At 64.2% G+C, this 23262-nt stretch carries 22 protein-coding genes; 17 read left to right on the plus strand and 5 right to left on the minus strand.

Going from position 1 to position 23262, the window contains the following annotated elements:
- The first annotated feature begins 6 nt into the window (after window positions 1-6).
- The 8 genes from JJ896_13290 to JJ896_13325 all read left to right on the plus strand — a co-directional run bounded on the left by JJ896_13290 (window position 7) and on the right by JJ896_13325 (window position 7125).
- The gene (locus tag JJ896_13290) at window positions 7-957 is read left to right on the plus strand and encodes a hypothetical protein (protein MBO6780621.1); all 951 of its coding nucleotides are present in this window, start codon (window positions 7-9) and stop codon (window positions 955-957) included.
- Between the two features lie 6 nt (window positions 958-963).
- Window positions 964-2322 carry a hypothetical protein gene (locus JJ896_13295; protein ID MBO6780622.1) on the plus strand — a complete coding sequence of 453 codons (1359 nt, stop codon included), beginning with the start codon at window positions 964-966 and terminating at the stop codon, window positions 2320-2322.
- Between the two features lie 23 nt (window positions 2323-2345).
- Window positions 2346-3182: a hypothetical protein gene (locus JJ896_13300; GenBank protein ID MBO6780623.1), complete on the plus strand. Its 837-nt coding sequence runs from the start codon at window positions 2346-2348 to the stop codon at window positions 3180-3182.
- Between the two features lie 114 nt (window positions 3183-3296).
- Window positions 3297-3554, plus strand: a complete 258-nt coding sequence (locus tag JJ896_13305) for a hypothetical protein (protein MBO6780624.1) — start codon at window positions 3297-3299, stop codon at window positions 3552-3554.
- Window positions 3485-3751: an ATP-dependent Clp protease adaptor ClpS gene (locus JJ896_13310; protein MBO6780625.1), complete on the plus strand. Its 267-nt coding sequence runs from the start codon at window positions 3485-3487 to the stop codon at window positions 3749-3751. Before JJ896_13305 ends, JJ896_13310 begins: the two co-directional genes overlap by 70 nt.
- Window positions 3752-4501: 750 nt before the next feature.
- Window positions 4502-4720 carry a hypothetical protein gene (locus tag JJ896_13315; protein MBO6780626.1) on the plus strand — a complete coding sequence of 73 codons (219 nt, stop codon included), beginning with the start codon at window positions 4502-4504 and terminating at the stop codon, window positions 4718-4720.
- A gap of 66 nt (window positions 4721-4786) precedes the next feature.
- Window positions 4787-6319 (plus strand): M28 family peptidase, encoded by a 1533-nt coding sequence (locus tag JJ896_13320; protein MBO6780627.1) that lies wholly within the window; start codon window positions 4787-4789, stop codon window positions 6317-6319.
- The gene (locus JJ896_13325; GenBank protein MBO6780628.1) at window positions 6319-7125 is read left to right on the plus strand and encodes an ankyrin repeat domain-containing protein; all 807 of its coding nucleotides are present in this window, start codon (window positions 6319-6321) and stop codon (window positions 7123-7125) included. The genes JJ896_13320 and JJ896_13325 overlap by 1 nt, the downstream gene beginning before the upstream one ends.
- A 37-nt stretch (window positions 7126-7162) precedes the next feature.
- Here the strand turns inward: JJ896_13325 and JJ896_13330 are convergent, their stop codons facing one another.
- Window positions 7163-8545, minus strand: coding sequence for a Gfo/Idh/MocA family oxidoreductase (locus JJ896_13330; GenBank protein MBO6780629.1), 1383 nt, complete (start codon window positions 8543-8545; stop codon window positions 7163-7165).
- A gap of 101 nt (window positions 8546-8646) precedes the next feature.
- On the opposite strand from JJ896_13330, the gene JJ896_13335 reads away from it, so the two are divergent.
- A complete protein-coding gene (locus JJ896_13335; protein MBO6780630.1) occupies window positions 8647-9324 on the plus strand; it encodes a DoxX family membrane protein in 678 nt (225 codons plus the stop codon).
- Here the strand turns inward: JJ896_13335 and JJ896_13340 are convergent.
- On the minus strand, window positions 9266-10036 hold the full coding sequence (locus tag JJ896_13340) for a nucleotidyl transferase AbiEii/AbiGii toxin family protein (protein MBO6780631.1): 771 nt from the start codon (window positions 10034-10036) through the stop codon (window positions 9266-9268). The two genes, JJ896_13335 and JJ896_13340, sit on opposite strands and share 59 nt — an antisense overlap.
- A gap of 66 nt (window positions 10037-10102) precedes the next feature.
- On the opposite strand from JJ896_13340, the gene JJ896_13345 reads away from it, so the two are divergent.
- Together JJ896_13345 and JJ896_13350 are read left to right on the plus strand one after the other, a co-directional pair.
- On the plus strand, window positions 10103-11875 hold the full coding sequence (locus tag JJ896_13345; GenBank protein ID MBO6780632.1) for a Na+:solute symporter: 1773 nt from the start codon (window positions 10103-10105) through the stop codon (window positions 11873-11875).
- Window positions 11851-13551: a T9SS type A sorting domain-containing protein gene (locus tag JJ896_13350; protein ID MBO6780633.1), complete on the plus strand. Its 1701-nt coding sequence runs from the start codon at window positions 11851-11853 to the stop codon at window positions 13549-13551. Before JJ896_13345 ends, JJ896_13350 begins: the two co-directional genes overlap by 25 nt.
- Here the strand turns inward: JJ896_13350 and JJ896_13355 are convergent.
- Window positions 13548-14795, minus strand: coding sequence for a hypothetical protein (locus JJ896_13355; protein MBO6780634.1), 1248 nt, complete (start codon window positions 14793-14795; stop codon window positions 13548-13550). The two genes, JJ896_13350 and JJ896_13355, sit on opposite strands and share 4 nt — an antisense overlap.
- Before the next feature lie 56 nt (window positions 14796-14851).
- Between JJ896_13355 and JJ896_13360 the strand changes: the two genes are divergently transcribed.
- The gene (locus JJ896_13360; GenBank protein ID MBO6780635.1) at window positions 14852-16543 is read left to right on the plus strand and encodes a D-aminoacylase; all 1692 of its coding nucleotides are present in this window, start codon (window positions 14852-14854) and stop codon (window positions 16541-16543) included.
- A 96-nt stretch (window positions 16544-16639) separates the two neighbouring features.
- Here the strand turns inward: JJ896_13360 and JJ896_13365 are convergent, their stop codons facing one another.
- Entirely contained in the window at window positions 16640-17794 is a 1155-nt protein-coding gene (locus JJ896_13365) for a PQQ-dependent sugar dehydrogenase (protein MBO6780636.1), read from the minus strand.
- 141 nt (window positions 17795-17935) lie between these two features.
- Between JJ896_13365 and JJ896_13370 the strand changes: the two genes are divergently transcribed.
- Entirely contained in the window at window positions 17936-18373 is a 438-nt protein-coding gene (locus tag JJ896_13370) for a hypothetical protein (GenBank protein MBO6780637.1), read from the plus strand.
- Complete coding sequence (locus JJ896_13375; protein MBO6780638.1) at window positions 18373-18585, plus strand: helix-turn-helix transcriptional regulator; 213 nt, start codon at window positions 18373-18375, stop codon at window positions 18583-18585. The genes JJ896_13370 and JJ896_13375 overlap by 1 nt, the downstream gene beginning before the upstream one ends.
- Window positions 18586-18598: 13 nt before the next feature.
- Here JJ896_13375 and JJ896_13380 read toward each other — a convergent pair whose 3' ends face one another.
- Window positions 18599-20014, minus strand: coding sequence for an MATE family efflux transporter (locus JJ896_13380; protein ID MBO6780639.1), 1416 nt, complete (start codon window positions 20012-20014; stop codon window positions 18599-18601).
- Window positions 20015-20430: 416 nt separating this feature from the next.
- On the opposite strand from JJ896_13380, the gene JJ896_13385 reads away from it, so the two are divergent.
- From JJ896_13385 to nuoL, 3 genes are read left to right on the plus strand one after another with little or no spacing between them, the layout of a single operon-like run.
- Window positions 20431-20940 (plus strand): NADH-quinone oxidoreductase subunit J, encoded by a 510-nt coding sequence (locus JJ896_13385; protein MBO6780640.1) that lies wholly within the window; start codon window positions 20431-20433, stop codon window positions 20938-20940.
- 10 nt (window positions 20941-20950) lie between these two features.
- Window positions 20951-21256 (plus strand): NADH-quinone oxidoreductase subunit NuoK, encoded by a 306-nt coding sequence (gene nuoK / locus JJ896_13390; protein ID MBO6780641.1) that lies wholly within the window; start codon window positions 20951-20953, stop codon window positions 21254-21256.
- A gap of 5 nt (window positions 21257-21261) precedes the next feature.
- Complete coding sequence (gene nuoL / locus JJ896_13395) at window positions 21262-23262, plus strand: NADH-quinone oxidoreductase subunit L (protein ID MBO6780642.1); 2001 nt, start codon at window positions 21262-21264, stop codon at window positions 23260-23262.

Here is a 23262-nt window from a genome sequence, read left to right on the forward strand (position 1 = left end):
ACGGACATGGCCAAGAAGAAGAAAACCAACCGACGCATCGGAATCCTGCGCGGGATGGAAACCACGTTCCCGGACGCACTCGTCCCGCATATCAACAACACCTACGGTCACCTTGGTGTAACCGCAGAGTTCGTGCAGCTCGACCACGTGCGCACGGATGCGGAGCCGGACTACGACGTCATCCTGGATCGCATTTCCCACGAGGTGCCCTTCTACCGCTCGTTCCTCAAGTGGTCGGCGATCAAGGGGACCTACGTGGTCAATGACCCCTTCTGGTGGAGCGCGGACGACAAGTTCATCGACAACCTCATCGCCCAGGAAGCGAACGTGGCCGTGCCGCGCTCGGTCATCCTGCCGCACAGGGACCACCCGCCGCGTACCGAATCGACCTCGTTTCGGAATCTCAAGTTTCCGGTGGACTGGGAGGACATCGTCGGATACGTGGGCTTCCCGGCCTTCCTGAAGCCGCATGACGGCGGTGGCTGGCGTGGGGTCTCCCGCGTGGAGACCATGGACGAGCTGTTCGAGGCGTACAACGAGTCCGGAGACGACTGCATGATGCTCCAGGAGGGCATCGAGTTCGAATCCTACTTCCGGTGCTACGGCGTGGGTCGGGAGCATGTGCGCATCATGCGGTACAACCCGCTGGCGGAGCCCCACCTGCGCTACAAGGACGTGCCGAGCGATCCCATCTTCCCGGATCTGTACAAGAAGATCGAGCGCGATGTCCTGGCGATCTGCACGGTGTTGGGTTACGACCTGAACACGGTGGAATTCGCCGTGCGCGACGGTGTGCCGTACGCCATCGACTTCATGAATCCGGCTCCCGACGCCGATTATCACTCTGTGGGCCACGAGAACTTCGAGTGGATCGTCAAGACCATGGCGGAGTTCCTGGTCAAGAAAGCCCGCCAGAGCAATCGCAAGCGGCAGTGGTCCGGCACGATCATCCCGTAGGCTGCCATGCGTGCTGAGATCAAACCGGCTGTTACCTACTTCAACAGCCTGATCGAGAAGGACCTGACGGCCGCGGATAATGAGCACGCCATGCTCATGGACCTGCAGCGGGACCGCCGTGCCCTGTTCGGAGACAGGCCGATGGCGCATTCACTGCGCCCCACGTTTCTGGGCGAGTCCATGTATGCCGAGGTGCAGGACACGGTATATCTGATTCGTCAGGCTGTGCTGCGCATCGCGGCGAGGTTTTTCGCGGATCCGGACCTGCTGCGCAATGAGCTCGGCCTGAAGGACTGGGAAATCGAACTGGCGGCCATTCCCACGAATGTCATCCGGCTGTCTGCTACGTCCCGGATGGACTCGTTTCTGACAGCGGACTCCTTCAAGTTCGTAGAGATCAATGGCGAGTCTCCTGCCGGCATCGCCTATCTGGACCAGCTCGCGGGCATTTATCGCGAACTGCCCACATTCCGGAAGTTTACCGAGCGGTATCCGGTCCGCTTCGTCAATCCCCTGCACCACACGGTCGATGGGCTCCTGCGGGTCTATCACGAGGAGTTCGAGGGCGAAGAGCTGCGGCCGACATTTGCCATCGTGGACCATCTGGATGTGCCCACGATCCATGAGTTTCACCTCGTCAAGGAGTACCTGGCGCGCCTCGGCATGGATTGCGAAATCTGTGACCCACGCGAATTGGAGTGCAAGGACGGCTGGATCTATGCCAACGGCAAGAAGATCGACATCCTGTACCGCCGGCTGCTGCTGAACGAGTACTACGCCATGAAGGACGAGTGTCCGGCGTTTCTGGAGGGGTACAAAGCGCAGAAGACGTGTTATCTGAACACGTTCAGAACCAAGCTGGTGCACAAGAAGGCCCTGTTCGCCATTCTGACGGATCACAAGTACACGGATTTTCTCTCTCCTGAGCAGAAGTATGCGATCGGCGCCCACATACCGTGGACCCGGCTGCTGAAGCCGTCCCGCACGTCGTTCCGCGGGCTGCCCATCGACCTGGTGGAGTTTGTCCGTGCGAACCGGCAGTTCTTTGTGATCAAGCCCAATGACGAGTACGGAGGTACGGGCGTGACGCTCGGCTTCGCGGCATCGCAGGGCGAGTGGGATACCGCCATCCAGACGGGTCTGGAGCACGGTCATGTTGTGCAGGAGACCGTGGACATTCATCGCGAGCCGTTCCTGATCAAGACCGGCTCGGACTGGAAATCGGTGCCGTCGGTCATCGACCTGGACCCGTACCTGAACGGTCCCCTTCTGGGAGGCTGCCTGACCCGAACGTCGGCGACAAACCTCGCCAACGTGACGGCCGGCGGCGGCACCCTTCCCATGTTCATCCTTCGCTACCACTAGCAGTCTCACCAGGCACCGGGCCCTTGGCGTCACCCCGCATCCGCGTCGCGGTCATTGATCTTTACAATCGCATCCAGAACGAAGGGATGCGTGCCATCCGGGAGTTGCTGGAGGCCAACGCGGACCTTTCCGGCCCGGACGGCTTCGAGGTAGAGGTCTTCGAGACCCGGTTCGACGGATCGGTGCCGGACACCTCGTTCGACGCCTACATATCCACCGGGGGGCCTGGCAGTCCGTGGGACGGCGAAGGCAAACCGTGGGAGGCGCGGTATTTCCGCTGGCTGGACAGCGTGCGTGACCACAACGCACGCGGGACTGAATCGCCGCGGAGCGTGCTCTTCATCTGCCACTCGTTCCAGATGATGGTGCGCTATTTCAAGCTGGGTTCGGTGATACCCCGCGGGAGCCGATCCTTTGGCATCTTCCCCGTTCACCTGACAGCTGCCGGAGCGCAGGACCCCCTGTTTGAAGGCCTTGAGGACCCGATCTACGCGGCCGATTTCCGGGACTGGCAGGTCGTGCAGCCCAACCACGACCGCATCGACGAATTGGGCGGCTCCATTCTGGCCCTGGAGAAAAAGCGGCCCCATGTACCGCTGGAGCGCGCCGTCATGGGCATCCGGATTTCAGAGCATATGGTCGGGGTGCAGTTTCATCCCGAGGCGGATCCGCCAGGCATGATCCGGCACTTCAGGAAGCCCGACCGCGCCGACAAAGTGGTCATGGAACACGGCATCGAGAAGTACAAGCGCATGCTGGCCCGCATGGAGGATCCGAGTTTCCTCAAGCGCACGCATGATGCGGTGATTCCGCGGTTTCTCGCCCGCGCCGTAGCGAAGGCCCGCCCGGAGCTGGTATGAGGCCGCGGCTGGCGGGATTCGGCGCTTGGGGTTCGCGTTCGGGGCTCAGGGCTTTTGGCGCGGCCGGGGCGTTCGCGCGGGCTGGGGCGCTCGGGGGCGCCGGGGCGTTCGGGGGTGCCGGGGCGTTCGGGGGCGCCGGGGCGTTCCGGGGCGCCGGGGCGTTCCGGGGCGCCGGGGCGTTCCGGGGCGCCGGGGCGTTCGGGGGTGCCGGGGCCGGGGCGACCGTCATTCCGCAGCTTGCCGTCGAGGAGCCGGAGGTCGAAGTCCTCATTGAGGAGGAATTCGAGAGCCGCACGTTTCAGGTGCCTCGGTTTCACGTCATCCTGTTTGATGACGATGCGCACACCTACGAATACGTCATCGAAATGCTGATGGACCTGTTCGGGCATCCGATGGCGACAGCCTTCCGCATGGCCCGCAAGGTGGACGCCAACGGCTGGGTCATTGTGGACACCACCACGAAGGAGCGCGCGGAACTCAAACGCGACCAGATCCACGACTACGGTGCGGACTGGCGCATCGAGACCTGCCAGGGGTCGATGTCCGCCACGGTGGAAGCCGCGGAGTAGGGGCCGGCGGCGCGGGGGCAGCGGGGCCCGGGCCGATCTCGTGCGGGGCGGCTGGCGATCTGGCGCAAACGTGGAATCGAGGGGGCTGAGTCCACCTTCGGATCGCGGCTCGCGATGTCGATGTGCAATCTGGGCGCGTATTCCACTTGTCGGCGGATTGAGAAGGTCCTGACGTGTACTCCAGGGCCGATTTTCCACGTTGGCGGCAAATCGGGAGCTGCTGCGCAGGGCCGATGACGCGGAGAGGCGGATCAGCGGCGGCGGCCGGGCTGCGGAAGACCTCATGCGGCGCAGCCCGCGATCTGGCGCAAACGTGGAATCGAGGGGGCTGAGTCCACCTTCGGATCGCGGCTCGCGGGGTCGATGTGCAATCTGGGCGCGTATTCCACTTGTCGGCGGATTGAGAGCGCCCGAACGTGTACTCCAGGGCCGATTTTCCACGTTGGCGGCAAATCGGTAGCTGGCCGCGGGCTTGCGCCCATCGCCTGCCCGGCACGGAGCCAATCGCCCGCCCCGGCGCGGAGCCCAGCGCCCGCCCCGGCACGGAGCCCAGCGCCCGCCCCGGCGCGGAGCCCATTGCCCGCCCCGGCGCGGAGCCCAGCGCCCGCACGGCGCGGAGCCCACCGCCCGGCCCCCAGACTACCGTCCCCCACCCACGCAACCCCAGCAGGATTTCACGGCCGCTGCACCCGGGAATGGCCGAGAGCAATTACGTTTAAGTCATTGTTTTCATTATTCCTGTTTGTTGTCATGAATGCTAAATCCATTGTTGGGGTAGTCCTGATTGTGATCGGTGTCATCGGATTCATCTTTGGCGGAATCCCTTACACCTCAAACGAGACGGTGCTGGACGCCGGCCCCATCGAAATCGAAGCCGAGCAGGAGAAGAGCTTCCCGATCGCGCCGGTCGCCTCGGGTCTGATGCTGGTCGGTGGCGTCTTTCTCCTCGCAGCCGGCCGCAAGAGCTGATCCGGGACCAGGGGCCCAATCACGGGCCCCTGAATCCTTTTCCCCGCCCGTCCGTCTTCATTGGGCATGAAGCGGATGATCCTGGTCTTTTCGCTGCTGTTGCCAGTCGCGGCCGCAGCCCAGTCCTCCCAGGTGGTGGATGCCATTCACCGCGACGGGATGGAGCGCTCCGAGGTCATGGCCATGGCCCAATATCTGGCGGACGTGATCGGCCCGCGCCTGACCGCATCGCCCGCCCACGAGCAGGCCATTGACTGGGCGATGGGCTCTCTGGAGTCCTGGGGCATCGCGTCCCGAAGGGAAGCCCAGGGCACGTGGCGAAGCTGGAAGCGCGGATTTGTCAGCCTCGATCTGATCGAACCGCGAACGCGCAGCCTGGAGGGACAACTCCTTACCTGGAGCCCCGGCACAGAGGGCTCTGCGGAGGGTCCGGTTGTGCTCCTGCCCGATCTGCGCGGCGCCGAGCAGTTCAGCAATTGGCTGCCGAGCGTGCGCGGCAAGTTCGTCATGCTCACGCCCTACGAGCCGACGTGTCGCCCGATGGAGGTCTGGCAGGACTACGGCGGCACGGCTACACGCAGTGCGTTCGAGACCTGGCGAAAGGCTGAGCGACAGGCCTGGGAGTCACGGGTCAAGAACCTCGGGCTCTCGCGTCAGGAGATCATCGATGCGCTGGAGAATGCCGGAGTGGCCGGCTTTCTGACCAACCTCTGGACCGGAGAACGCGGTACCGACCGCATCTTCCCGCTGACCTACTCTTTCCAAGCGATGAACCGCCGCGCGGCGGCGTTCAACCTGAGCTGCGAGGACTACGGTCTGCTCTACCGCCTGGCCAAGAACAATCAGGGGCCTGTGCTTCGCGCATACGGAGAGGCCGAGTCACTTGGTGAAGCTCCGGCACACAACCTCATCGCCCGAATCCCGGGACGGGAATTGCCGGACGAGTACGTGGTGCTGTCCGCGCACTTCGATGCGTGGGACGGAGCGAGCGGAATGACCGACAACGGCACCGGCAGCGTGGTCATGCTGGAGGCGATGCGCCTGCTCGCGATGCACTACCCGCAGCCACGCAGGACCATCCTCCTGGGCCTCTGGAGTGGTGAGGAGCAGGGCCTGAACGGGTCCCGCGGCTTTGTGGCAGACCACCCCGAAGTAGTCGACGGCCTGCAGGCGCTGTTCAACCAGGACAACGGCACGGGGCGCATCGAAACCATCGACATGCAGGGCCTGAGTGCAGCCCGGCCGTTCTTCGATCGCTGGTTCAACAGGATTCCGGCCCACCTCGTGGACGGCATCGAGTTGGTGGCTCCCGGCACGCCGGGCCAAGGCGGCAGCGACTACGTGAGCTTTATCTGTGCAGGGGCCCCGGCCTTCAACCTGGCAAGCCACGAATTCGACTACCGATTCGGTACCTGGCACACCAATCGCGACACCTTTGACAAGGTCTCGCCGGCCGATTTGCGCGCAAACGCGACCCTCGTGGCACTGCTGGCCTATCTCGCGGCCGAGGATGAGCGACTGCCCCGAATCCGCGCTGCCGAGCATGCCTGGCCGGAGTGTCGGCTGCCGGACCGCTCGACGGGAGACCGTTTCCGCTAGTGCACCACGAACTGGACTGGGAGTATCCCGGGGACGAATGGCTGCGCGGCCAGATTGCGGCAGGCGCCGACCTGGAGGCCCGTTACGGCCCCTTCAACGAGACCCCTCTCCTGGTCGCAACTCGAAGGCGCAGGCTTGAGGCCGTCGAAATCCTGCTTGAGGCCGGCGCAGACGCCGAGGCCCGCAACCATGGCGACAAGACGGCCTGGCAGCACGCGGTGCGTCGCGGGTTCACCGAAACGGCCGCGGCGCTCATGGTGCACGGAGTGTCTACCGCACTGACCCCTGCCGATCGGCTGGCGGTAGCGTGTTCGATGCGGGATTTGCAGGCCGCGCGGGACGTGCTGGCCGAGCACCCCGGCGCTGCGCGCACAGGCAATCCCGAGGAGGACCGGCTCCTCGCGGACATGGCCGGGCGCGACGCCGCCGCGTTCGTGACTCTGCTCATTGATGCGGGCGCCGATGTGGCGGCTCCCGGCCTGGACGGCGGCACCCCACTGCATCAGGCTTGCTGGTTCGGACAGCCCGAAATGGCGCGAATTCTCGTCGCCGCCGGGGCGCCACTCGACGTGTTCGACCCTGTGCATGAAGCCTCACCCATCGGCTGGGTCACTCACGGCTCTCGCTACTCCGGAGGTGCCGATGAGCGCCAGGAGGCGTACGTCCAGCTTGCAGAAATCGTCACCGGTGCCGGCTGCTCGTTCCGCTATCCCGGGGATGACACGGATGCCTACCTCCAACGGCTGCTGCGGGATGCAACGCCGCCGGTGGCGCGGGTGATTCGAGCCGCGGCGGACAAGGCGTAGGCGCCCCCCTCGGGACGAGCCGCGCCGCGGCGGCGTCCTAGTACTCGTCCCCCATCGCAAAGTCCTGCCGCCGTTTCATCCACAGCCCGCGCGTGAAGTCGGGAAACGCCTGCGGCGCATTGCCTGCAGCAATCGACATCTCGCTAAGTGGCGTTACGGCAGACCAGGCCGCCGCGTCATAGGCATCCAGCGGCGTCTGTTCGCCACGCTTGCAGGCCTCCACGAACGCGTGCAGCACAAAGAAGTCCATGCCGCCATGGCCCGCGCCGGTGGCGCGCTCTTCATAGCGCTGCCAGAGCGGATGATCATGCTCCGCCAGCAGGGGCGCCGCCTCCTGCCAGCGATGGGCCGGCTCCATGCCTTCCAGGTAGATGGAGCGATTGATGTCCATCCAGATTCCCTTGGTCCCCTGCACGCGAAAGCCCAGTGAGTACGGCCGGGGCAGGTTGGTATCGTGGCTCACGATGATCGACTCCCCGTTCTGCGTGCGGATCACGGTGGTGATCACGTCTCCGAGCTTGAACTCGACGCTCGCGTTCGGGTGGTCGGGTCCACCCTGCGGGTGATTGACGATGTAGTCATGCAAGCCCCGGGCCTTGGTTGCAGTCGACGTCAGGCTCACGAACCGGTTGCCGCGGTTGATATCCAGGTACATGCCCACCGGGCCCAGCCCGTGGGTCGGATAGATGTCAGCGTTGCGATGCACCGAGTGCGCGGTGCGCCAACGGGCCTCCGAGAAGCCCTTCTCCCCGAACTCGACGCCTCCGCCGTAAGCCTGTCTGCCGTCGTTGAACTTCACATGCCGCAGATCATGCTGGTAGCCGCACTCGCAGTGGATCATCTCGCCGAAGAGCCCCTTGCGCGCCATGTTCAGTACCGCCATCACATCGCGCCGGTAGTTCACGTTCTCCAGGATCATGACCGGCACGCCGGTCTCCTCATGCACGTTGACCAGGTCCCAGCATTCCTCCAGGGTGTTGGCTGCGGAGACCTCTACGCCGGCGTACTTGCCCGCCTTCATGGCGGCCACCGCCATACGCGTATGCCATAACCACGGCGTGGAAATGATCACCGCATCGACATCATTGCGCGCGAGGAGGTCCATGAAGGCGTAGTCCCCGTCGCCGTAGCTGGCCGGGGCCGCCCAGCCGGCATCAGACACCATCTTCTCCGCCGCCGCCAGCGCGTCCGAGTCGACGTCACAGAGCGCGGTCACGGCTACATCCTCCCGCCGCAGGGCCAGCCCCAGGTGCCCGCGACCTCGCAGCCCGGTGCCGATGAAACCAAGCCGGACCGTGTCGCTCGGGGTGCGGCGTTTCAGAATGCCGGGTCCGGATTCGGGCGATGCGCCCTGAGCCGTGCCTGTCGCCGCGGCCATGCCGGCCAGTGTGCTGGTTGCGATGAACTTGCGTCGATCCATGAGAACGTGGGATGATGGGCTGTCAGATTACGGTCGGGAGCGCAGTCACGAAACTCCGGCCGCCGACCTCCCGTCAAGCACCCAGCACATCGCCCCCCGCCATGCTGAATACCCTGGATCGCGCCTTTGTCTGGGTGCGCGAGCGCGCCTTCTTCTACCGGTTTGCCCTGTTCACGCGCCTGATGATGGCGGCGGCGTTCATCCCGACCGGCATGGTGAAACTGCTGGGCAGGCGGTTCACGCTGATCGGCCCCGGCAATCCGGTCGGCGACTTCTTCGAAGCCATGTTCCAGACGGGACTCTACTGGCAGTTCATCGGGCTCAGTCAGGTGCTGGCCGGGCTGCTACTTCTGACACCGCTGACCGCCCACCTGGGGGCAGCACTCTTTTTCCCGATCATCGTCAACATTGTGGTCATCACCGTCGCGCTGCCCTTCACGGGCACCCCGATGATCACGGTGCCCATGATGCTGGCCGTCACGTATCTCTGCTGCTGGGACTGGCACCGGTTCCGAGCCCTGTTCACCCTGCGGCCCATGGAGGCTCCAGTCCCGCAACCGCGTCTGGACCCCTGGGAACGGGTAGGGTTCGGGGTGTTTGCCGTCGCGTTGCTGGGATTCTTCGGCGTCACCCGCAGTCTGGTCCCGGGCTGGTGGAGCGCAGCCTTTGTGTCCCTGGGTCTGGCGGCAGGCCTGTTCACGCTGAGCCGATTCCTGTGGCTTACAGTCCGTAAGGATTTCCCGGCGGCGGATCCTTCTCCTGCGCCACAAGCTCCCTGAGCCGGTCCATCCGCTCCGGGTCTTCAATCATGGCAAGGAGGGGCGCCAATTCCTCCCACACGAGATCCCAGTCCATCGCGCGCCCGCTGCGCTGAATGATGCGCTTCAGGTCCACCCAGTCCTGACCGCGGCCTGCGCAGGTCTTGGTTATGGTCAGGTCCTCCGCAGAGCACACGTGGAGGGGCTCTTCGACGCCAAAGTCGACGTCGACCGCGCGGTTTAGAAGTCCGCGGGCATATGGCGTGGAGGCGAGGGCTACGTCGAGGTTGTGACCGGTATGCGTCCGACCTGCGAATGTGCGCGCAATCCGCGCCATGAAACTGGCACCCGGCTCACGTCTGCCGAACGCTGATTCCAGGTCACTGGTCACGTTTGACTCCTCGCCCAGCGGACACCAAAGGGTCACGTCCACATCGGTCGTGAACCGCACCTCCCCCCACCGCTGTAGCGCCACCCCTCCGATGAACGCAAACTCATAGCCGGCCTCCCAGATGCTGCGCTGCACGCTGAGGGCGGCCTGGAACAGCCACACGTCCGGTTCGCGCACCGTGTGCACCAGGCGCAGGGCGTTCTTCCACTCGCCGAGCTCCATGTGGCGCAATTCGTGCACGCGCATGGCCTCGACCATCTCGAAGCCCCGAACCTTCATGGCCCAGGCTTCCTTGTCCGTTTTTGGCCACCAGTCTTCCATCATGCAAATATAGAGTCGCACTCCGGCGGCCTTGTACGCGGCCGCCGCGGCCGCAGTACCTTCGGCGCGCACCCATCCCCTCGCCGCATGCAGCTGACCGGCATCGACTGGGCCATCATGGCCGTCTACTTCACGCTCTCGCTCCTGGTGGGCATGGCCGTGGCGCGCCGATCGGGGCAGAACTTCCAGTCGTTCTTCCTGGCGGGCCGGAGCATGCCGTGGTGGCTCCTCGGCATCTCGATGGTGGCGACCACCTTCTCCACGGACACGCCGAACCTGGTTACCGACATTGTGCGATCGAACGGCACATTCGGCAACTGGACGTGGTGGGCATTCCTGCTGACGGGCCTGCTGACTGTCTTTCTGTACGCCAAGCTCTGGCGACGGTCCGGGGTGCTGACGGACGTCGAGTTCTACGAATTGCGCTATTCGGGCCGCATGGCGGCGTTCCTGCGCGGATTCCGGGCGGCGTACCTGGGCATTCTCTTCAACGTGCTGATCATGGCCTCGGTCACGCTGGCCGCAATCAAGATCGGCTCGGTCATGCTGGGCTGGAGTCCACTGCGCACGGTGACGGTCGCGGCCACGGTTACCATGATCTACAGCGCCGCCGGAGGTCTGCGCGGGGTCGTGCTCACCGACCTGGTGCAATTCGGCCTGGCGATGGTCGGCTCCATCGGGGCTGCCTACTACGTGCTCGGACTGCCTCAGGTCGGCGGTCTGGACGGCCTGCTGGCCAACCAGGACGTGCAGGCGGCGATGGACTTCCTGCCTGACTTCGCGGAGATGTCCTGGGGTGAGATCCTCCCGGTTTTTCTGATTCCACTCGCGGTGCAGTGGTGGGCCTCATACTATCCCGGCTCCGAGCCAGGCGGCGGCGGGTATGTGGCCCAGCGCATGCTGTCGGCGCGGTCCGAGCGGGAAGCCGCGGGCGCCACCCTGCTCTTCAACGCGCTGCACTACGCACTACGGCCGTGGCCCTGGATTCTTGTCGCACTGGCCTCGCTGGTGGTGTTTCCGGACCTGGCTTCCATCTCGGCACAGTTTCCGAACGTGCCCGAGAACGTGGTGCGCAATGATCTCGCCTATCCGGCCATGCTGACGTTTCTGCCGGCGGGCCTCCTGGGCATCGTGGTGACCAGTCTCGCGGCGGCCTATATGTCGACGATGTCGACACAGGTCAACTGGGGGTCCTCCATCATCGTAAACGACATCTACCACCGCTTCTTCAACCGGGAGGCCACGGAGAAGCAGCAGGTCTGGGTGGGCCGGGTGTCCACCGTAGTGCTCATGGTGATGGCCTGCGCGCTGGCGCTGCTGCTCGAGAACTCGCTGCAGGTCTTCACCATCATCCTGCAGATCGGCGCGGGCACGGGCCTCTTGTTCATCCTGCGCTGGTTCTGGTGGCGCATCAATGCAGAGACAGAGCTGGCGGCCATGATCGTATCGTTCCTGGTGGCGGTCTACTTCCAGTTTGTGAATGACCACGGGCTGGAGGCCTGGGCACAGTTGACGCTGGGCGTCGGAATCACCACCGCCGCGTGGATGGTTGTTGCCCTGGTGACACCGAGCACTGCCAAGGACACCTTGATCGCCTTCTACGAAAAGATCCGACCGGGTGGGCCCGGCTGGCAGCCCATCGCCCGGGAAGCCTCCCTGCAGACCGGAGAATCTGCCGACACGGATTTGGCCGCCTCCCTCTTTGCCGTTCTGGCTGGTTCAGCGGCCATCTACGGGGTGCTGTTCACGACAGGCTTTGTACTGTACGGTCGAATCGGCCCGGCGGTATTCTCCGCACTTGTTAGTCTTGGGGGCGTGCTGTTGCTGAAACACCTGTGGCCAAGACTCTCCTTCTCCTGATCCGTCGCGGGCTGGCAATCTGCCTGCTCCTGTCGGCCCTTCCGCGTCTTTCGCACGCTCAATGTCGCCCGGCAGAAGGGCACGCCTTCCTGGAGAACGACCAGATTCGGGCGATGATGCTCAACGATGGCGGTTTGTTCTACCGTCCGGGACTGAACTCGCACCATGTCGTGCCCAAGAACGAAAACAAGCGTGCGATCTTCGCAGCGTCGTTCTGGATGGGCGGAATGGTGGACGGACAGCTGCGCACATCGGGCACACGCTACGTGCAACGGCATTTCCGGCCAGGGCCCGTGCCGCCCACCCGGGGCCGGACTGCCCCGGTCGACAGCCTGGCATGCGCGCCGTATGACCGCATCTACTCCCTTACCGAGGAGGATATCCGCGCGCTCAACGCCCGTGGTGAGCTCACGGACAATGTACTGGAGTGGCCCTGGGAGCTTGGGGCCGGAGTCGTGGATGGCGATGGGGTCCCCGGCAACTACAACCCCCTCGGTGGGGACCGGCCCGCACTCAGCGGGCAGCAGACGCTGTGGTGGCACATGAATGATGCGGCCGGCGAACGGCCGACCGAGATCAACGGCTTCCCGGTCCAGTCCGGGATTCCGCTCGGTGTCGAACTGAGAGTGCGCGCCGTCCTCTACCGGACATCGGGCGACATCGGAGCAACACCGCTGATCGAGGTCGAAGTCCACGCAACCGAGCCTGTGAGGGATGCGCACTTCGGGGTGTGGGTCGATGCCGACCTCGGCAATTTTGACGACGACTACCAGGCCTCCGACTCGCTGCTGCACCTGGGCTATTTCTACAATGCCGACGAGGCCGATGAGGGCGCCGAGGGCTACGGCAACCGGCCGCCTGCAGTCGGTCTCGTGTTCATGGAGGGCCCTGTTGCGGACGCCGATGGCCGCGACAACGACAGAGACGGTCAGGTGGATGAACCCGGCGAGCAACTGGGCATGTCCAGCTTTGTCTGCTCACCCAAGACCAGTGGAGAGCCCCAGAAACCGGAGGAATACTGGGCCAATCTGACCGGGCTACAGAAAGACGGTACAGCCCAGCGAGAAGGCGGCAGCTTCTACGACTTCGACCGAGGAGGACCCCCTACTCGGTTCTGCTACTCCGGAGACCCGACGCAGAGAGGGTTCTGGACCATGGAGAACTATGACGGGAACGGTACGAGCATGCCGCCGGCGGATATGCGGTTCCTTGCGAATATGGGACCGTTCGATCTGGAGCCTGGAGAGCCGGTGACGATCGCTTTCGCATTTCCCTTCTCACGAGGTGACAGTCGGCTCGATTCCGTCCGTCGCCTCAAGAGCCTCGCCGGCCAACTACGTGCAAGTGGGCCCGGGCTACTCGACCCTACCGTGCACGTCGGAGAGGGCGAATACATCCCCCCGGACACCGAACCACCACCCGGCTTCTCCACGCCCTTTCCAAATCCGGCAGATGCTCAAACGGTCTTCCAACTCTCCGTGCCTGTAACCTCTCAGGTCAGCCTGGAGGTATTCGACATCCTCGGCCGGTCCGTCGCCGTGCTCATGGACGGTGAAACCCGGCCGGGACCGTATCGCCTGACCCTGGACACCGTGGATCTTCCTACTGGTGTGTATCTGGCTCGATTCAGGCTGAACCACCTGCAGTTCACGCGGCGCCTGGTCGTGGCCCACTAGGCCGGCCAGACCTCGCGCCCATCCAGCATGAACGCTCCGGGGCCGGGTGCCTCGACGAACACACCGGCAGCGCACTGTTGACGCACGCGGTCGGCGAATGCTGCGGTGTCCTCCTCGGCGACCAGAGCCCAGACGGCACCGCCAAAACCGGCCCCGAAGGACTTCGCGCACAAGGCTCCTGCTTGCCGGGCCGCCCGCGCGAGCTGCACCGTCTGCGGTATCTGGTTGCCCAGCAGCCGCTCTGCTCCTTCCTGGCTCACGTTGATGGCGGCTGCAAAACCAGCCGTATCTCCCCGATCGAGCGATGCGCTTGCGTCCTCCACCGCCGCCATTTCCCACTCGAAGGCGCGCAGGCGCTGTAGCAGCACCCCGTTCACCTTACCTGCAAGCTCGCGACACTGCTCGGGGGTGAGAAACCCCAGCGCGGGCAAGTCCGGGAAGGATCGACGGGCGTTGTCGAACAGGACAGCTGAGAGGCGAGAGGCACGGTTGTAGTCCTCGAGGCGGTCCCCTGACTTCTCCGCCTGCACGCCGGAGTCCAGCACAACCGGCACGGTGCCTGAAGGCCAGGCCCACTGCCCCTCAAGCGCCGGCCGCAGATACCGATACCGCTTGATCTGCCCGGACTCGCTGCAGAGCACCGCTGTGTGGTCCTGGGACCCGCCCAGGGTGCCCACTCCCGGCTCGCCCGGCAGATCCTGGTACGGCCTGCCGTTTTCCACGGCGGACAGGTACTCGGCCAGGGTGCGCTTGTCCGCTGAGAGTGGCAGCGAGCGAATCCATCCGGCCGCGTGGCCCCATGCCAGAAACAGCGCGGTGACCAAGGCACTGGAGCTGCTCATGCCCGCCGCAGGCGGAAGGTTGCCCCTGATCACCACTTCTGCTCCCCCCACGGGACCTGGCACATTGCGAACCACGCGCCGAACCACGGTGATGGCATACTTCTCCCAGCCCGAACCGTGGGCGTTTCGGTTCAGGGGGATCTCGACGGTGCCCAGCGCGCTGCGCACGCGCACCAGGGGCTCCTGAATTGGACCCGCAACCGCGGCCAGACCGCGCCGCGTGGCCACCGTCAGACTGCTGCCTCCGGCATAGTCCACGTGTTGCCCGATGAGTTCGATGCGGCCGGGCACGAACACACGAACTCCATCGGATCGCATGCCCCGGAACAGGTCCGCGACCTGCCTCCGCTGCACCTCATCCGGCACTACCGACTCCGGGATGTCCAGCATTACATCCGGCATGCTGCGAGAATAGCTACCTCCCTCCTACTTTGCCCCACCAGATGTCTGAAAGCCCCATGCGACGACTCCTGCTGTTATTGACGCTTGCCCCCCTCGGATGTTACACGCCGGAGCAGACCGCGTTCGACACGGTCATTCTGGGTGGACGCATTATCGACGGGACCGGAGCCGCCTGGTACCATGGCGACGTCGGCATCCGCGGAGACCGCATCGCCCGGATCCTCCCGGCCGGAATCCTGGGCCCTGAGGATGGCGCGGAGGTCATCGATGCGGAAGGCCTGGTCGTGGCTCCGGGTTTTATCGACATCCAGAGTCATTCCCGGGGAGACCTGTTGAATGGCGATGGGCGGGTGGTCTCGAAAGTCACCCAGGGCATTACAACCGAGATTCTCGGCGAGAATGTGACCAACGCTCCGGCCAATGAGCGCACGCTGGCGGCGGCCGGCGTTGATCACGACCCGCAGGCCAGGGACCGGATCATGCGGTTCAGTGGTCCACGCGGATTCGACGCGTGGCTGCAGGCCATGGAGGACCACGGCATGTCCGTGAATGCCGGTTCGTTCGTGGGGGCAGCGACCATCCGGGTCTATGCCAAGGGAGAGGCTGAGGGTGCGGCGACGCCTGCCGAACTGGACACCATGCGCGCTGCGCTCAGCCGCGCGATGCAGGATGGTGCGTTCGGATTCGCGACGGCGCTGATCTATCCGCCCGGCGCGTTCGCGGATACCGATGAACTGTCCGCCGTTGCCGAGGCCATGGCGCCCTATGGCGGCCTGTACATCACGCACATGCGGTCGGAGGCGGACAATCTGTTGCCGGCCATCGACGAAGCCATCGAGATCGGTCGTCGGGCGGGTGTGCCGGTGGAGATCTACCACTTGAAGGCCGCCGGGCGTCGCAACTGGCACAAGGCGGCCCTGGCCGTCGCGAAAATCGATTCGGCGCGGGCTGCCGGACTGGACGTGCAGGCCGACATGTATCCCTACACGGCGGGCGGCACCGGCCTTACTGCCGCCCTGCCGCCGTGGGCATCGGCAGACGGTCAGCTGATGGAAAACCTTTCGGACCCGGAAATGCGCCGGCGCATTCGGGCCGAAGTGCTGAATCCCACCTCGGATTGGGAGAATCTGGCTGAGCTTGCTACTCCTGAGGGCGTGCTGCTGGCCGGATTCCGCAACGAAGCCAACAAGGCGCGCTGGACCGGGAAACGGCTTTCAGAGGCGGCAGCCGAACTGGACACCGACTGGATCACGGCCGCGATGGACCTGATCCTGTCTGACTCCAGTCGCGTCGGCACGATCTATTTCCTCATGAGCGAGGACAACGTGGCCTATCAGATGCAGCAGCCCTGGATGAAATTCGGTACCGATGCGGGCGGGTTCGACCCCGACTCGGCGACCGGCCTTGCCCACCCGCGAGCCTATGGCACGTTTCCTCGCATTCTCGGGCGCTATGTGCGCGAGCAGGGCGTGATGCCGCTCGAGGACGCCGTGCGCAAGATGACCTCCGCAGTGGCGACCCGCATCGGCCTGCAGGATCGCGGGCTGCTGAGGGAAGGCTTCTTTGCCGACATCGCCGTCTTCAACGCGGACACGATCATTGACCACGCCACCTTCGACGCCCCGCATCAACTGTCGACCGGAGTCGAACACGTTCTTGTCAACGGCACGGCCGTGGTGCGTGACGGAGCGCACACCGGCGCTCTGCCCGGACGTGCGGTGCGCGGTCCGGGCTGGTCGGGCCGGTAGCGCATGCCCCGGCCAGGGCGGCCGTTTGGGAGCCGCCGCCGGTAGTCCGCGCCAACCGCGCGGTGCCCCGGCCAGGGCAACCGCCGCCGGGGTAACCTAGTCGGTCCCGGTGACCGGCTCCATGCGCACCACGGAGCGCCCGCCCGCGGCGTCCAGCACAATGTAGACGTAGCCGTCTGGCCCCTGACGCACATCGCGCACCCGGCCTGCGCCCTGGGCCAGGGTCTCCTCCAGCGTTACCGACTGTCCGTCCAGCTCGAGCCTGGCTACCTGTGCACCGCGCAGGCCACCTGCGAGCGCATCGCCCTTCCATTCCGGAAAGACGTCACCGTCATAGATCACCAGGCCTGACGTGCCGATGGACGGCACCCAGAAATGCTTGGGCTGCTCCATGCCCTCGCGATGCGTGCTCTCATGGATCGCACTGCCGGAGCGGTAGTTGACGCCATAGCCGATGACGGGCCAGCCGTAATTGATCTCCGGCAGGATCAGGTTGAACTCGTCGCCACCCTGTGGGCCGTGCTCGGTGGACCAGAGATCACCGGTCTCCGGATGGAATGCCAGCCCCTGCGGGTTGCGGTGTCCGAAACTCCAGATGGAGGGCTGCACGCCGTCCACACCGACGAAGGGGTTGTCCTCGGGGATGCGCCCATCGTCATGGATGCGGCTGATCGTGCCGTGGTGGTTGGCGCGATCCTGCGCCGAATGCGCCTCCAGATCACCGCGCGGCGGGTCCTGCCGGTCGCCGACGCTGATGAACAGGTAGTTGTCCGCGTCGAATGCCAGACGGCTGCCATAGTGACCGCGGCCGCTCGAGACGGCTTCAAATACTTCTTCGACACCCGTCAGCGCACCGTCGGCGTACTGGCCTCGAATAACGGCGGTGGTCGATGCGGTCTCACCTTGGGGTTTCGAATAGCTGATATAGACCAGGCTGTTCGAGTCGAAGTCCGGATGCAGCACCACGTCCAGCAGTCCGCCCTGTCCGCGGGCAAACACATCGGGCACGCCGGATACCGGAGCGTCCTGCAGGACCCCATCCTTGACCAGCCGCAAGCGTCCCGGGCGCTCAGTGACCAGCATGTCGCCATTCGGCAGGAACGCGAGCGCCCACGCGTTTTCCAGGCCGGAAACGACCTCGGTCAGCCGGTAGTCATGTTTCGCGGAGTCATAGGACTGACCGCAAGCGGCCGGTGTCAGGGCCGTCAGGCTGACGGCGAAAACACTGAGGACAGAAAGAAAGGAGCGCATGATCGGGTGGGCTATGAGCGGGCAATCTACCCACACAGACGTTCTGCCCGGGCAGAGGTGTCCGGAGGTAAACTTTTTTGCACATCATGTAACTTATTTTTTACATCTCGTAAAGTACGCCAGACACCAACCTCTCCTTCCATGAACCTCGGTCGCAACGAACTCTACGCGATTGTCTCGGTGGTCTCCGCCATGGCGATCGCCGGTTTCTACCTCATCGTCATCGTCGGCTGGCCCGGCCCGGACGAGCCGGTCACGCAGGGACTCAAAGGTCCGCTGCTGAAAACCATCGGCCTGGCATTCCTGCTGGAAATCGTCATCGAGATCTCCCGAAGCGGCAAGGTCAGCATGGATGAGCGAGACCTGGTGATCCGCGGACGCTCATACCGGAACGCGTACATCTACCTGTCGGTAGCCGTTGTGGCCATGCTGGGCCATGCCGCGATCTATCTCTTCGTGATGCCCGATGCGTTCGAGCCCACCGGGGTGTACATGTTTCACTTCCTGGTCATGGCGCTGCTCACGGCGTCCGCGGTGAACCACGGTTCGCGGCTCTTCTTCTACCTGCGGGGAGCCTGATGAGCACGCCGGTTACCAACTGCATCCGTCACCTGCGTTTCCACCATAACGAGATGACCCAGCAGGAACTCGCCGACCTGGTGGGCGCGACCCGGCAGACCATTCACGCCATCGAAGCCGGCAAGTACGCGCCTTCGCTGGAACTGGCCTTCCGCATAGCCCGCGCCTTCGAAGTCAAGCTGACCGAGGTATTCGGATTCGAAGAGGACTGAGTGCCGGGCGGCATCACACCACCTTGCGCTTCCAGGTCCCGGCCCGGAACCAGATGGTCCCGACAATCGCCAACACGACCTGGGCGAATCCGATGGTGATGAACACGCCTGTGGGTCCGAAACCCAGCGGCACCGCCATAATCCAGGCCATGGGGATCTGCACAATCCAGTAGCTGATCAGGTTGATCCAGGTGGGGGTTGCCGTATCCCCAGCTCCATTGAATGCCTGAACGGTAATCATGCCCAGCGCCCAGACCGGATAAGACAGCGCCATGATCCACAAACTGCGGGCGCCGATGCGCAGCACCTCCGGATCACTGGTGAACGCCCGCATGATGGGCTCATTGAATATGATGATCGCGAGCCCCAGAAGGGTCAGGAAGACCGCATCGACCGCGACACAGATCCACACACTGCGTTCGGCCCGGTCCGGCTTGAGCGCACCCAGGTTCTGTCCGACCATCGTGGCCGCCGCATTCGCGACGCCCCATGACGGCAGGAGCGCGAAAATGATCACACGGATGGCGATGGTATAGCCCGCCAGCGCCTCGCTGCCGAACTCGGCCATGATGCGCATGAGCCCCATCCAGGACGCGGTGCCCACCAGATACTGAAGCATGCCCGGTCCCGATATGCGCAGCAGTCGGGCGATGAGCGACCAGTCGATCCGGAAATGGTGCCAGCGCACCTTCACGTTCCCGGCACCCCGGAACAGCACCATCAGCTGGTAGGCGACACCGATGCCACGACCGATCGCGGTGGCCACGGCCGCTCCCGTGGCACCCATGGCCGGCACCGGTCCCCAGCCGAAGATGAAGATCGGGTCGAGCACAATGTTGAGAATGTTCGCCAGCCAGAGCGCCCGCATTGCTGCCGCGGCATCGCCGGCTCCCCGGAACACCGAGTTGATCAGGAAGAGCAGCAGGATGGTGATGTTCGAACCGAAGAGCACCGCCGTGTAGCCGGTGCCGACTTCGATCACGGCCGACGAGGCGCCCATCAAACGCAGGATGTCGGGTGCCCAGAACCAACCGGCCAGCCCGATTGGAATCGCCACCGCCACACAGGAGAGAATGGCCTGGGCTGCGGTTCGCGAGGCCGCCTCGTAGTCCTTCTCCCCAACGCGGCGCGCCACCATGGCCGCAGCGGCCATCGCCAGTCCAAGCCCTATGGCGAATACGAGAATGATGGTGGACGCAGACAGACCGACCGCCGCCACCGCATCGGGGCCCAGTTTGCCCACGAAATAGATGTCGACCACCTCGAACACCGACTGCATGAGCATTTCGAGAACCATCGGGATGGCCAGCACCAGGATGGCGCGACCGATACTGCCGGTGGTGTAGTCCCTTCGGCTTCCGCGGATGGAATCGCGGATGTCGGACCAGATGGACGGCTCCCGTTCGGGTGCAGATATGATTTCAGACATTGAGCAGGCGGGGAAAGGGGAGCAAAACAGACCGCTCGACCCTTTCGGGGAGCGCAATCAGCCGACGGTGTCCGTCGTTACCTGACGCGTCTTCATGATGCCTGACCGCTGAAATTCGAGTGCTTCGGGCGATGCGGCGTGTGCTACAGGGACGGCCGCATACAGAGGGGATACAGCGCGAGTCTACGGAGCACCCAAGCCGGGTTGCAAAAAGGGTGTGCACTGCAATGCGACAAGTGGGCCAGAAAGGCCCTAAAATCAGCGTTTACGGCCCATTAGAGCCGGTTCTCTTTATGCGATCTTTTCTTGCCGGGGCATAGAGGGGTGCCTAGTTTCGGTTCTGTCTCGCGGTCTGTCGGCGCCACCCTGGGCCCCCCGGTCGCGCCGCTTCTTGCCTGTCATCCTCCAATCATTTCATGATCGGGCCGATCCTCTTTTTCGTGTTCGCCATTACGGCGATCGTCGGCGCACTGGGCATGCTCATCTCGCGAAACCCGGTTTCGAGCGCACTCTGGCTGATTCTGACGCTCTTCTGCATTGCCGGGCTGTACCTCACCCTGAACGCCACGTTCATTTCTGTGGTGCAGGTGCTGGTCTACGCGGGTGCCATCATGGTGCTCTTCCTGTTCGTCATCATGCTGCTCAACCTGGCCGAGCTGCCGCGCGTGCGTGATGTCGACTGGCGCCGGACCCTCGGGTTCATAGCGGGTGTCGGCCTTGCGGGCATGCTGCTTTTTGGCATCACCGCCGGCCTCGACGCCCTTCCCCAGCCAGCCAGTGTGGAAGCGGCGGCAGCCGCAGGCTCCGCGCTGAACCTGGCCAAGGTGCTTTTCACCCAGTACGCGCTGCTATTGGAGGTCATCGGCATACTGCTGCTGGTTGCCACCATCGGTGCCGTGATGCTGGCCAAACGACGCTTCGAATAAGCAGGAGCTCATGGAACTCGCCGTCAACTGGTATCTCTCCCTCAGCGCCGTGCTGTTTCTCATCGGCGTGCTGGGCGTGCTCTTCCGGCGAAACGTCATCGTCATTCTGATGTCGATCGAGCTGATGCTCAACGCCGTCAACCTGACGCTGGTCACGTTCGCCCAGTCCATGGGTGACGCCGCCGGGCAGATTCTGGTCTTCTTTGTGATGTCCGTCGCCGCCGCCGAGGCCGCCATCGGACTCGCCATCGTCATCGCGATCTTCCGCAACAAGCTGACGGTGGACGTGACCCAGATCAACCTCTTCCGCTACTAGACCCCATGGATCTGGATCTTGCAGTCCGGTTGATGGTCCTGCTGCCGCTAGTCGGCGCGGTACTCAACGGGCTTCTCCCTCTGTTCGTCCCGAGCCTGCGGAAGAATGAGACGCTGATCGCCGTCATCGGCACGGCCGCCGTGGCCATCCCGTTTGTGGTGGCGCTCACGCTGTTCATTCCCATGCTCGGCGGGCACGCCGAGGCCGGCGTCTCCACGCTGTTCACCTGGTTGGCCGCGGGCGACTTCTCGGTAGACTTCGCCTACCGAATCGATCAACTGTCCATTCTGATGACGCTCATCGTCACCGGAGTCGGCAGTCTGATCCACCTGTACTCGGCCGGGTACATGCATGACGATCCCGGCTACTGGCGGTTTTTCGCCTATCTGAACCTGTTCATCTTCGCGATGCTGAACCTGGTTCTGGGCGACAACCTGCTGGTGCTGTTCCTGGGCTGGGAAGGTGTGGGGCTCTGCTCCTACCTGCTCATCGGGTTCTGGTACACCGACCTCAAGAATTCGGCCGCCGCCAACAAGGCGTTCATCATGAACCGGGTGGGCGATTTCGCCTTCCTGATGGCCATGTTCATTTTTGTGCGCGAAATCGGCGCACTGGACTTCGCGACGCTGCTCGCCGAGGGCCCGAACATGGAACAGACCATGATCAACTGGGCCGTATTACTGCTCTTCATCGGAGCGACCGGCAAGAGCGCGCAGATTCCGCTCTTCACCTGGCTGCCGGACGCCATGGCGGGCCCGACTCCGGTGTCAGCACTGATTCACGCCGCGACCATGGTGACCTCAGGGCTGTACCTGCTGGCGCGCATGTCGCCGGTGGTGCTCGAGGCTCCGGGAATGATGGCGGTCGTCGCTGTCGTAGGTGCGCTGACGGCGATCGTCGCCGCGACCATCGCCATCACGCAGAACGACATCAAGAAGGTGCTGGCCTACTCGACGGTGTCGCAGCTGGGCTTCATGTTCATGGCCAGCGGCGTCGGCGCGTTCTTCGTGGCGATCTTCCACGTGATGACCCACGCCTTCTTCAAGGGCTGCCTCTTCCTGGGCTCGGGTTCGGTCATTCACGGCATGCACCATGTGGAGCATGAGCTGGAGCACGACGGGCACGGCCACCATCTGGATCCGCAGGACATGCGTACGATGGGCGGGCTGAAGAAGTACATGCCGCACACGCGCCGCACGTTCTTTGTCAGCACCCTGGCCATCGCCGGAATTCCGCTCCTTTCAGGCTTCTTCTCCAAGGACGAGATCCTGTTCAAGGTGTTCGAAGCCGGCTTCAACGGCGCGCCGATTGCGTGGCTGGTCTGGGCGGTCGGCGTGATCACCGCGCTCCTGACGGCCATCTACATGACGCGTTGCTACGTGCTGACCTTCGAGGGTGAGCCCCGCTGGCCGCACGCCGACACCCTGCACCCGCATGAGAGCCCGTGGCAGATGACCGTGCCGCTCTATGTGCTGGCCGTGCTTTCCGTCGGCGGCGGCTGGGTAGGCTTCCCTGCCGTGTTTGAAGCCATCGGTCTCGAAAGCTGGATCCACCACTGGCTGGGCGCCAACTACGGCGGACCGGTTGCGGAGGCCCAGTACGACGGTTACGTGCCGGCTGCCATCGAATGGGGGCTGTTGGGTCTCGGCTCCCTGATCGGCATTGGCGGCGTGCTGCTCGCCTGGCGCTGGTACACCACCGAGGGCCTTGCCCGCGACGAGAAACTCGCCGCGCAGTTCGGTGGCCTCTACCGCCTCTGGCAGGGCAAGTACTTCGTGGACGAGGCCTACCACCGCACGGTGGTTCGCCCGGTCATCGGCGGCGCCGAAAAGGCCTTCTCCCCCTTCGACAAGTATTTCGTGGACGGCCTGGTCAACCTGGTCGGCTATACCACACGCGGATTCAGCTATCTGCTCCGCTACCTCCAGACCGGCGTCGTGCAGTCCTATGCCGTGGCGCTGGTTTTCGGTGTGCTCCTCGTACTCGGACTTCTGCTCTTTGGCTGA

Source organism: Rhodothermales bacterium, from assembly GCA_017643395.1.
Lineage (GTDB): Bacteria > Bacteroidota > Rhodothermia > Rhodothermales > UBA10348 > JABDJZ01.

What these genes read in the sequence shown, in the direction of transcription:
- JJ896_13370 (MBO6780637.1), top strand. Translation starts at nt 17,936, where the DNA reads ATGAACCTCGGTCGCAACGAACTCTACGCGATTGTCTCGGTGGTCTCC.
- JJ896_13375 (MBO6780638.1), top strand. Translation starts at nt 18,373, where the DNA reads ATGAGCACGCCGGTTACCAACTGCATCCGTCACCTGCGTTTCCACCAT.
- JJ896_13385 (MBO6780640.1), top strand. Translation starts at nt 20,431, where the DNA reads ATGATCGGGCCGATCCTCTTTTTCGTGTTCGCCATTACGGCGATCGTC.
- JJ896_13360 (MBO6780635.1), top strand. Translation starts at nt 14,852, where the DNA reads ATGCGACGACTCCTGCTGTTATTGACGCTTGCCCCCCTCGGATGTTAC.
- JJ896_13320 (MBO6780627.1), top strand. Translation starts at nt 4,787, where the DNA reads ATGAAGCGGATGATCCTGGTCTTTTCGCTGCTGTTGCCAGTCGCGGCC.
- JJ896_13295 (MBO6780622.1), top strand. Translation starts at nt 964, where the DNA reads ATGCGTGCTGAGATCAAACCGGCTGTTACCTACTTCAACAGCCTGATC.
- JJ896_13380 (MBO6780639.1), bottom strand. Translation starts at nt 20,014, where the DNA reads ATGTCTGAAATCATATCTGCACCCGAACGGGAGCCGTCCATCTGGTCC.
- nuoK (MBO6780641.1), top strand. Translation starts at nt 20,951, where the DNA reads ATGGAACTCGCCGTCAACTGGTATCTCTCCCTCAGCGCCGTGCTGTTT.
- JJ896_13335 (MBO6780630.1), top strand. Translation starts at nt 8,647, where the DNA reads ATGCTGAATACCCTGGATCGCGCCTTTGTCTGGGTGCGCGAGCGCGCC.
- JJ896_13345 (MBO6780632.1), top strand. Translation starts at nt 10,103, where the DNA reads ATGCAGCTGACCGGCATCGACTGGGCCATCATGGCCGTCTACTTCACG.
- JJ896_13315 (MBO6780626.1), top strand. Translation starts at nt 4,502, where the DNA reads ATGAATGCTAAATCCATTGTTGGGGTAGTCCTGATTGTGATCGGTGTC.
- JJ896_13355 (MBO6780634.1), bottom strand. Translation starts at nt 14,795, where the DNA reads ATGCCGGATGTAATGCTGGACATCCCGGAGTCGGTAGTGCCGGATGAG.
- JJ896_13330 (MBO6780629.1), bottom strand. Translation starts at nt 8,545, where the DNA reads ATGGATCGACGCAAGTTCATCGCAACCAGCACACTGGCCGGCATGGCC.
- JJ896_13290 (MBO6780621.1), top strand. Translation starts at nt 7, where the DNA reads ATGGCCAAGAAGAAGAAAACCAACCGACGCATCGGAATCCTGCGCGGG.
- nuoL (MBO6780642.1), top strand. Translation starts at nt 21,262, where the DNA reads ATGGATCTGGATCTTGCAGTCCGGTTGATGGTCCTGCTGCCGCTAGTC.
- JJ896_13365 (MBO6780636.1), bottom strand. Translation starts at nt 17,794, where the DNA reads ATGCGCTCCTTTCTTTCTGTCCTCAGTGTTTTCGCCGTCAGCCTGACG.